This is a genomic window from Lunatimonas lonarensis (genome assembly GCF_000390185.1).
GTDB lineage: Bacteria > Bacteroidota > Bacteroidia > Cytophagales > Cyclobacteriaceae > Lunatimonas > Lunatimonas lonarensis.
In genome coordinates this window covers 1-10091 of record NZ_AQHR01000128.1, presented here as the reverse complement: position 1 = coordinate 10091, position 10091 = coordinate 1, and the positions used below count along the sequence as shown (strand labels likewise).

The 10091-nt window shown below is 33.4% G+C and carries 7 protein-coding genes; all 7 read right to left on the bottom strand.

What is annotated here, in order from left to right; genetic code table 11:
• Positions 1-64: 64 nt before the first annotated feature.
• Positions 65-736: a hypothetical protein gene (locus ADIS_RS22080; protein ID WP_010856977.1), complete on the bottom strand. Its 672-nt coding sequence runs from the start codon at positions 734-736 to the stop codon at positions 65-67.
• 44 nt (positions 737-780) lie between these two features.
• Positions 781-936, bottom strand: a complete 156-nt coding sequence (locus ADIS_RS23090) for a hypothetical protein (protein WP_155907701.1) — start codon at positions 934-936, stop codon at positions 781-783.
• 177 nt (positions 937-1113) lie between these two features.
• Positions 1114-2142 carry a nucleoid-associated protein gene (locus tag ADIS_RS22075; RefSeq protein WP_010856976.1) on the bottom strand — a complete coding sequence of 343 codons (1029 nt, stop codon included), beginning with the start codon at positions 2140-2142 and terminating at the stop codon, positions 1114-1116.
• Positions 2139-4826 (bottom strand): hypothetical protein, encoded by a 2688-nt coding sequence (locus ADIS_RS22070; RefSeq protein ID WP_010856975.1) that lies wholly within the window; start codon positions 4824-4826, stop codon positions 2139-2141. Before ADIS_RS22070 ends, ADIS_RS22075 begins: the two co-directional genes overlap by 4 nt.
• A gap of 2 nt (positions 4827-4828) precedes the next feature.
• Positions 4829-6442 carry an Eco57I restriction-modification methylase domain-containing protein gene (locus tag ADIS_RS22065; protein ID WP_010856974.1) on the bottom strand — a complete coding sequence of 538 codons (1614 nt, stop codon included), beginning with the start codon at positions 6440-6442 and terminating at the stop codon, positions 4829-4831.
• Positions 6429-9416: an Eco57I restriction-modification methylase domain-containing protein gene (locus ADIS_RS22060; protein WP_010856973.1), complete on the bottom strand. Its 2988-nt coding sequence runs from the start codon at positions 9414-9416 to the stop codon at positions 6429-6431. The genes ADIS_RS22065 and ADIS_RS22060 overlap by 14 nt, the downstream gene beginning before the upstream one ends.
• Positions 9413-9724 carry a helix-turn-helix domain-containing protein gene (locus tag ADIS_RS22055; RefSeq protein WP_010856972.1) on the bottom strand — a complete coding sequence of 104 codons (312 nt, stop codon included), beginning with the start codon at positions 9722-9724 and terminating at the stop codon, positions 9413-9415. The genes ADIS_RS22060 and ADIS_RS22055 overlap by 4 nt, the downstream gene beginning before the upstream one ends.
• Between the last annotated feature and the right edge of the window lie 367 nt (positions 9725-10091).

The window sequence follows — 10091 nt, the reverse complement described above, 5'->3', positions numbered from 1 at the left end:
AAATTCCGCTGCGCTCCACTTCGGTTTAGCCCTTGTATGTTACCAGTAGTGCTTTCTTTTGTCGTCATATAAATTTAGCGTCTCTTGTTAATTTACTTTTGTCTAAGTTAAGGTCGTTACTGAACCAGTCGGTCAAGACTTTTTCAATTTCCTTTTTATTAAATGTCTTTGGATTTCGTCTTGATTTTAAGTAATTCTCTCTCTTCATTTTTTCAACAACTTGTCCAACTGTTTGTAAGTCAAGTTCGTTTCCAGCCTTATTTGAGAGCCAAAGTCCAGTGATAGAAAACACAATTCCTAAAAGTCCGATTTGCCAATTAAAGAATAGTCCAACGAGAGATGCGAGAAGTAAGATTCCAAGCGTCCCCGTCACCCAATGTGGTGGTCGCAAAATATTTAGATTAAAACCTAAATGATTTTCTAATTTCTTTGTCTTTGAACGTCTGCTTTGTCTTGGCAAAAGGTCGGCAAGTTGAAAGTCTGCCGATATTGTCTTATTGTCAATCTGAAGTGTCGATGAAATTGCGTCACGAAGTTTGTAAAACGCTTGTTGACTTGTGCAGTCGTCTGAATTTTCAAGTTGAATTTTGTTTACGATATGGTCGCAAAGTTGTCCAAAGGTTGTGATATGAACTAACTCGTCACCAACAAAATTGATGTCAAACGAAGTCTCAACTTTTACAAGTAAGTCTTCGATGTCTTCTGGGTCGATATTTTTAAGTTCGTAGTCTTTCATTAGCATTACTGGTAACGTTTCGTGTATTTAATTAGTTGGCGATTTTAATGTACAAATCTGTCAACAAGCGATGAACTGTCTTTAAAGCACTTCTCTATCGATAGGTGACTGACCGCCAATTGATTAAATACGCTGTTGTAAGCTGGCCTTCTGTCCACCGTCAATATTAAGTCGTTGTATTTCTGTGCTTTTGTTGTCATTTTATTTGTTCCGATTTTGTCTGTCTGGCTTATGTGTCGGCTGTTTTAAAAATTTTAGAGGGAAGGGATTTTAAAAAATAATTTTTCTTTGGGTGGCAAAGGTGGAAGCTCTTTTGCAATTTTTGGTCTGAGCGTTGGCTCGTGCGAATTGCAAATGTGCTTACACCTGTGGGTTGACTAATTTTCCTCTTCATAATAAATTTTATAAAACTTACGACCTTTTTCATCAACACCTTGCTCAATAAGTTCTCTGTTTCCGTGTATGTATATATGGAAATTCTTGTCCAACTTTAAAACGCTTTTAAAAACTCTAGCTTGCTTCTTTACAGCTTGAGCCGAAATTTTAAAGTTGTCCGCTAATTCAATTTCATTTTCTTGTCTAAAGTTTTGGTCAAACTTTCGGAAAGAATCAATTACATTACTATCGCCAAAAACAGATTCTTCAAATTCATTTTTATCAAATGTTTCATTCTTTTTAAAGTAGTCAACAGAACGATTTAAGAAGTCTATTTGGTCAGCTTTTGATACTTCAAAATCATTTTGTATTTGAGTTGTAATGAAGTTCTTGGTTATTGAAAGAAAATCTTTCGTAAAGTGAAAATTATCGCTGGCTGGTCTGATACTTAAAAATTCGTCTTTCCAATATTGCGTATCATTTGATTTATTTGAATCGACTATACATACTTTGTAGCCATTTTCTTCTTCTAAATTAAAAATTAAACAGCCTTTATCTAATCTATCTATATTAACTCCGCTTTCGTGTCCGATTCTTGAAGAAGTTAGTTTTAAAAAAACGTCTTTTTTTTCAGACTTAAACAAGCCAATTGCATTAGTCCTTTTTCCTTCAAAAAAGCATTCTTTAAAAAAGCAAATACAAAACTCACCTCCGTTTATTTTAGGATGTGAAGATTTTTCGTATAAATGCTTTGAAACATCAATCGATAAGTCAAAAAGATTTTCTGGATTTGCAAAAATTCTTTTTGCAAAAACATAGGTGTCATTAAGATTTAAGTCAGTTGGATAATGAAAGTTATATATCTCATTATCTTTAAATGGTGAAAGGAAATACCTTAAAAGGTATTTTTTTGTGTCTTCGTTTACTAAACTTGGGTTCTTGTCAGACACTTCAATTCCTTCATCCCTGAGTTTGTTTCCAACTCTATGAATATATATAGATTCAAGTTCTATCTGCGTGAAATCAATCATTTTATTATATTAAATTGTTTTAGTTTTTCCTGTATAAGCTTTTCAATTTCCTTCCCTAACTCTTTTTCAAGATTCTCAATACTTGATAAAGATTTTACAGAATTTGTTTTTATTAAGTAAGGTGCAGATTTGAATACACCATCAAAATCAGGTTTATTTTTAAGTGCATTTGAAAAATTATAAGTTACCTTGTAAAGTCCATTTTTTATATTCAAATAATTAAACTTATAAAGTATTCTCATTTCCTCTAAAAAGATAGAACCTTTTGCATTTTTCTCACTTAACTCTGTTAGAGTATGAAGTCCTTTCCCTTCAAAGTTAATAACCAAATCTTTATCTACTTTATCTTGGTAGAGTACAGGAATTTCAGTGTTTTCATCAAACTTGAATTTAATAGATTGAATATCTGCCTCGTGGAACAATACAGAAGAATCAATGTTGCTAAAACTAAGTAGGAAATTAACCCTTTCTGTATTTGAACTAAAGTTCCTAAACATCACTTTGATTTTTTCTTCTTCAATAAAATCTATTCTCTTAAACTCTTCTTCGATAATTTTTACTAAGCGATTCACGATGTATTTGTCCGTTCTGCTAATCGTGTTTTCAGTAACCACAACCAATTGGTTATCTTTTTTCTTGATAACAACTTCTGCTTTTCCCGGCTTTGTATTAACTAACAAACTACTTGTAGGGTCTTTAGTTTCTGTTATCAAGGTCAACTTAAATTCATCTTTTGCAGGGTTAGACTCAAGTTTTAAACTATCAGAATTTATAATTTTAACATCCAAGCCGTCAGCCAAATTATCAGTATTTATTTTTACTTTTTTAAATACCGTTTCTAATGTTTCATCTTGTTTTATATTGAAAAAAGTAGGTGAACTATGGACAATTTTACCCTTGACGTCAATATATGACTTAAAGTCTTCAAGTTCTCTTGGGCTAAAAAGCAAAGAACTCATTAAGTCAATTAATTTTTTGATGTCTGCATTTTTTGTATAAATCCCTTTTTTAGCAAGAAATATTTTTATATCATTTGCTGTTATTGCGTCTGTTTTTAGAAAAGGTTTAAGAATATCTCCGTAAGGTAGAATATTGACAAATGCTTCATTCAAGTGTTGTGAATTAATTAAAGAAGGCTGGTTATCTTCTATATAGGTTTCATTTTTACTTGTTATTACTTTTGTGTTTGATAAAGAATCTAAAGCATCAGCATCTATGTTATTGTATTTCAATATCCTAACCTTTTCATCTAATGATTCTTGATTAAAAGAGCGGATTACTTCCAAAGCCTCGTTTCTATTTAGTTTATCATCATAATCAGGAAAATAAATTAAGTATTCATTTCCAAAACCACTTGTTAAGCTGATAGTTAGCCAAATTAGTTTTTTTAGTGTCTCAATTGAATAAGGGTCAGCACAAAACAAAAGAAAACTTATACTTGAATGATTCTCTTTTGTAATAGGTATTATGGAAGAATTAATGAATTGAGCAGGTAATTTTGTTCCTCTTTGACCAATTCGCCTAGGACTTTGATTAGCTTCAGTTATAGGGTATGCGAATTTAACAGGATCATCTGGTCTATAATTTTTCGCAGTTGTAATACTGCTAATTAAAAAGTTTGCTTTGTTGTTATCTATCAAAAAATAAGTGATATTTTCATTCAATAAATTTCGTTTATAGTTTTCTTTAGAATAATGAATAAAATCTGTGGATACTTCGCTATTGTCTGTTGAGAGCCAAAATAGAAGACTGTAAACATCTGTAGATTCGAATCTTTTTATTGGTATTTTTCTCTTATCCAATAAATCCAAATAAACTATATCAGTATCATTCAAGTATTTGGAAATGTCTGTTTTTGAGCTATCAGGATATTTAAGTGAATGAAGTGATGATATCATTATAAAATCTCCTGAATCTTCTTTTAATTTACTTTCAAAATCACCAAGAAAATTAATAGAATGTGTTTCTTCTTCCTCTGTTTTTTCATTGAATTTCTGCACTGAATGGTTCTCTCCAAATTGGTGCCAACCAATTAGTTCTAAAATTTTCTTAACTATTCTGTGGCTGATAGGAGTGTTTTGATTTTCAGTTGGTGGAGCTAATGAAGCAAAGGGGTTTGTATCTAGTTGTTTTTCTACGGCTGTTATCCATTCTATTAGTTTTGCGTCAAAATCATTTCTTGAGATTTCTTTCCCTATGATAGAACTTGTACCGAATTCTAAGGTTAATACTTTTACTATAAGCTCTCTAACTTGTGATGAAATCTTAGGTTTGTTTTTGCTCTCAAAGTATTTATCAATTTTAGTTGAGGCTTGGTCAATTAAAATTTGAACATTTAGAGGTTTAATTTCTCCAACTTTAACATTGCCAATATCTTTTGTTTTTGAAAGTTTATCGTCAACATTTCCGATTACAATTAACTCATATTGGTTTGCATTTGGCGAATGAGTTTCAAGTTCCTCACACCACTTTTTTGCGGCAGAATGACGAATTATATTTTCAGAGGATTTAACTTGACAAAGTTTTATTTCGTCATTTTTGTACTTCCACCTAATATCAACTTTTTCTGATTCATCTAATGGTTCGAGTGTTACTGATGTCCATTGATTATCTGTTTCAAGTGAATCTAATACGCAAATTATTGTTTGTATTAAATAACCTCTGATACCTGCATTTCCTCCCATATTTATAAGTTTTTATTCCTATTTAATCTTCTTGCCGAAAGCTTTTTCCAAATACTATCCGCAAGTTTTATTTCTTTATCGGTGAAGCCATATCCGTCTTTCAAGATTTGCTTGTTGGTGATTTTTAAAATTTCATCAATGCTTTTTTTATCTCGCATCATTTTGTCAATGGTGGCAAGTAAATCAGCATTGTCTGTTTGGTAGGGAAGCAATATTTTTCCTGCTTCGCTTGGCATCAATTCCAATACACCACCGCCATAGCTACGACCAACAATTTCAGAAAAAGCCAAAGACAAGGAATTATAAAAACTAGCAATAAAAGCGTTTTTGTCCGTGTCTTTTTTCATAAATACACGGTGCATTGTGTCGGTTGTATATGCGTTTGCTTCGTTGAGGATTAAACGAGGATAAAGGTTGTTTCTACGGATAAACAAAGCATCAGAAAGTTTGATGGAAGGAATAACAAACCAATCATCACGAATGCCTGTTTTGTAGCCTTTGTTTACGCCCATTGATTCACCCAAACGAATGTATGAGTTAGCTCCTTTGTGTCCGTTAATTTTCTCTTTCGCAGGGAACACCAATAAGTGTGCTTTCGCTTTGGTTTGCCTGTTAAGTTTCCAATCCTGTTCCGTAAAAATTACGCTATTGACCTGAACACTTCTGCCAACCATTGGTTTTGCGTATTCTTTCAGGTCGTAAGCTTCTACAACTGGCAAAGGAACGGTGAAGTAATCATTTGCACCTGTGGTAATGCCAACTTCTACACTGGCATAGTTACTAATTGTCGGAACTTTTCGTTTTTTGGCAATCTGTTCCAAAAAGTCAATTTCCTCTTGCTCTAAAAAGTAGTAAGTCCATTTGTTAGACTTGAAATCAATCTTTTTGGAAGGACTTTTTAGGATGTTAACATCAAGCTTTTCAAGGTCTGAAGCGTCTCTTAATTCAAGGTGTTCAATCAAATGTGAATCACTTCCATTCTTTTCACACAACAACAAAACTACTTCTTGCTGAATGTCCGGAAAAACCAACTTTTCAAAAGAAATGATATTGATTTTATTGTAGAAATGAGCCAAAAACTCACGGAGTTGTTGAGCATACGAGACCTGCAATAATTCCGCAGGAATTACAAAACCAATCTTTCCTTTTTCTTTGAGCAACAGACTTGAACCAACCACAAAAGAAACCCAAGCATTGGTCAGTTTAGAATATTTTAGTTTAGCACGATTGAAAACTTTGATGGCTTCATTTTGCTGTTCTTCCTGAAAATATTGGTATCGAATGTATGGCGGATTGCCAACCACTAAATCAAATTTTTCTGTGGTTTCGTTGCAATACAAATGAAAGTCAGTATTAATAACATTCTTTTTGTTGAGTTTAATTTTTTCCGCTTTCTCTGCCTCAACTTCATCAAGCTCAATGGCTGTTACTGATTTGAATTTATGGTTGTTCTCTTTCAATTGTTCAAGGAAAACACCATCACCACAACTTGGTTCTAAAATTTCATAATCAGAACTTCCATTGATGCCCCATTTCAAAATAAATGCAGCAATTGGTTCAGGTGTGTAAAATCCACCTCTCAATTTCTCGGCTGTTGCGTTCTTAATTAGCTTCATACAATTCTTTGATTAATGGGATTAATGAATCTTCACTACCTAAATCGTATAGTTTAGCTAATAGCTTTTCTAGGTTGGCTTTCTCTCTTGTAAATTGTCCTTGCAGTGGAGTTAAAGCTCTTTTATTTCCTGCGTTTGCATCTATTTGGTCATAAATGCTGATTAATTCTTTTTGAGTTTCTACGATTTTGTCGTGAAGTGATTTTTGTTTTGTGTCTGAAAAACCAATCTTTCTAATTGGTAGATTTTTCAAGACTTTTGTTCCTCTTGCTATGTAACCACCTCTGAAAACTTCGCCATACAAAGCACTGAACCATTCCAAATATTTAGAGTTGAGAATAGCTTGAATGTAGTAAATGGAATAATCGGAAGTTGTTGGAATTGCAACTACACAATAACCTGCTGTTCCACCTGACGAAATCAAAGTTCCGTGAACATCAATTGCGTATTTATCGCCAACAGAGAGAACACCAACGATAATTTTTGAAGGAAGTCCACAACTATCCAAACTTTGATGTCTGCCGTATCTGTGCCATTCATTTTTCGTTTTTGGCTCAGGCTTAATATCACGTTTCGGATTATTTAAAATGGCTTTATGCTTTTGTAAATAGCCATAAGCCAAAGGGAATTTCTTTTGAATTGTGGTTAGAGGAATAATGTCAACTCCTGTTTTTGTTGTCAAGTAAGGATAAATTACCCTTGAATTCGGTTTGAAAGTTCTGTAAGTGTATAAATTATCTTCGCCTGATGAAGTTTGAAAATAGGGTTTTGTTATTTCCTTCTCAATCTTGTAATCAACACCTTTTTTTGTGAAATAGAAATGCTTCTTATCCTCTTTACTTGGTGTAAAAATGTAAACATCATTTGCACTGGTCTGAATACCGTTGAAAATATTGTCGCTTCCAACCAAATCGTTAAGTTTTATACTTTGAGAAACGATTTTGTTATAGGCGTTAGTCAATTCGGGTGGAACTAAAACCCAAACTTCACTATCCAATTCATCTGTTTTCTTTGTGCCGTATTTTACAGCCTCCGGCTCTCTTACTTTCCAACTTTTCAGGCTTTTTACTTCCGCATATTGGAAAGTCTTTTGAGGTTTCTTGTTCAAAATTAGCAAACAAGTGTAGGTTGTTTTATCTGCAAAAACCTGATTTGCACCAAATGAAACGATTGAATGTAAATACTCTTTGTCTGTGAGTAATTTACGAATTTTTTTACCTGCACCAACTTTTGTAAACTTGCTCGGAACGATATAACCCAAAATTCCTTCTTCAGCTAATAAGTTGATGCCTTGCTCAAGGAAAAGAAAGTATTTGTCAAACTGCTTGTAAGCGGAATCATAATTGGTTTTGTAAAGTGGCAATTCAAGCGGGGTAATGTTTTTCATATCCTCCGACTTCATATAAGGTGGATTGCCTACAATGACATCAAAACGAAGTTCTGAAAAATCAAAAGGATTGATAATTACCTGGTCTTTCTTGTTCGTTACTTGTTTTGGGTTCAATAAACTATTTCCGAAAAAGATGTTTTTAGAAAGATCAGGTAATACTGGTTTTGTTTTGTTAGTTGAATTAGTGTCCTCGTCCTCTAACAATTTGAGAAGCAAACCAAATTTGGCTGCTTCAACTGCGTTGTAATCCTTATCAACACCGTAAATGCAATTCAATAAAAGTTGTCGCTTAATTTCAAATGGCAGTTTGTAGGTATTGATATTGGTTTGAATGAGTTTTGATTTGTCATTTTTCAGATAGTAGTCAATCAAAATATCATTGAGCAATTGGAACAATTCCAATAAAAAAGCACCTGAACCGCAAGAAATATCAGCGAATTTTAGTTTAAGAATTTCTTTATCCGTTTTTCCTTCGCATTTTTTCAAAACGGTATTTCTTAAAATATCGCTTATAATGAAAGTTGGTGTGGTGATAATGTCACGGTCAACATTTTCAGGTTTCTTTACCAAAACAACTGAACCGCTTTGAACGGTCAATTTTTCTGAAAGAAAGATTTCATAAATACTTCCCAATACATCAGAAGAAAAAACGCTGAATGAATAAGGGCTTTCAGGATAATACAACTGCTTGATAATAGTCCAAAAAACAGAACTGATATTTTCTACAATCTTGTCTTTTAGAAGCTGGTCAAAAAGTCCTGAATTATAGCGTTTGTCTGCTTCTTCAAATTTCTTTATGAGTGCTTTGAAATCGTTTGTGTTGGCAAACTTTAAAAGTGTTTGATAATCTTCTAAATTCCTGTCCTCACAAACACGCAGAAACAAAACCCTGTTCAAATAACTTTGAACAATGTCATTCAGTTGTTGCTCGTCAATTTTTGGGTCGTGTTTGTAAATTTCAGAGCCAAGGGCTTTTCTCCATTCGTTGATTTGATTTAGAAATAAGTTGTCAATCGAGTACTGATTGATTTTACTTTCAATTTCTTTCCATTCCGTTTCAAATGCTCCTGAATAAACAGATTCCTTTCCTAGAAGTTGTTTGATTTCTTCAAACTTACTTTCGTATTCTGTGTAATGATATTTTTTTACAAGTGCCTTTGTGTGGTTATCGTCTTTCTCAACTTTTACAGAAGTGTCGTAAATGATTAAATATTCAAAGTTTGAAAGAACTGAAATTTTCAACTTCGCTGTAAATCCATATCGTCTTACTTGTTTTGCAGTGTCGTTGTTTGATTCAATGGAAACGCAAGGTTTTTTTGCTTCCAAAAAGAATTTTCTTTCAGAAAAAAGTCGGAAAGTATAGTCTGGTTTTTTGGAATGTTCGGAAGCGTTTGCTTTCAATGCTTCTTCCAAAATTACTTCTCGTTCGTTGGTCGGTTTACCAGCATTGTTTTTAATGTCCCAACCAAGCAACTCGAAAAAAGGGTCTAAGAAATCACTGCGAAGCAGTGTTTCATTATACTTGCTTGTCAAGTAATAATCCCTGTCGGCTGTATATTTTTCTATGAGTTGCTTAATTGTCATTTCTTCTTATTCGCTTTAATATATTTGGCTCTTTCCTCTGCTACTTTCAGCGCTTCTATTCCTAAATCTTCGTCTTGAATTTCATACAAAATCTTGTCGCTAAGAAATGAAACTAAAAGGTCGTCTGCGTTGTAGCCGTATATGTCGGCAAGTTTCAGAACTACTTCTTTTGTAATTCTTCTTTCTCCACGTTCCATTTTGCTCAAAATAGCAACGTCAATGTCGAGCAATGCAGCAACTTTCCGCAATGGAAGTTCCTTTTCTTCTCTAATGTGTCTTAACTTTTCGCCTATTGTTTCTGTTGACATAACCTCTATTGACATAATGTGTCAAAAGTAGGAAAAGATTTTTGATTTGTATCATTTTAATTCAAATTCTTTTCAACATCCTTGTCGAGCGTTGGGAAATTGGCTCTTTTGCAAAACTTGGGTCGTGTGTCGGCTTGTGCGGTTTTGCAAATGTGCCAATGTGCGGCTGGCTAAAATTATTTTTTAAAATGTGCGGTGGGAAAAAATTTTTAAAACATTCAGGTCGGATTGTGTGTCGCCAAAGTCAGTCCGTAAGTTTTTGTCAAGATGTCAAAGTTCGATTTTAGATGTCTGTTTTTTCGGAGTACGGTCGTTCTTTAGGCTTCTGACTAACGTACACAAAAACCCTCAAATTTGAGCCAAATCG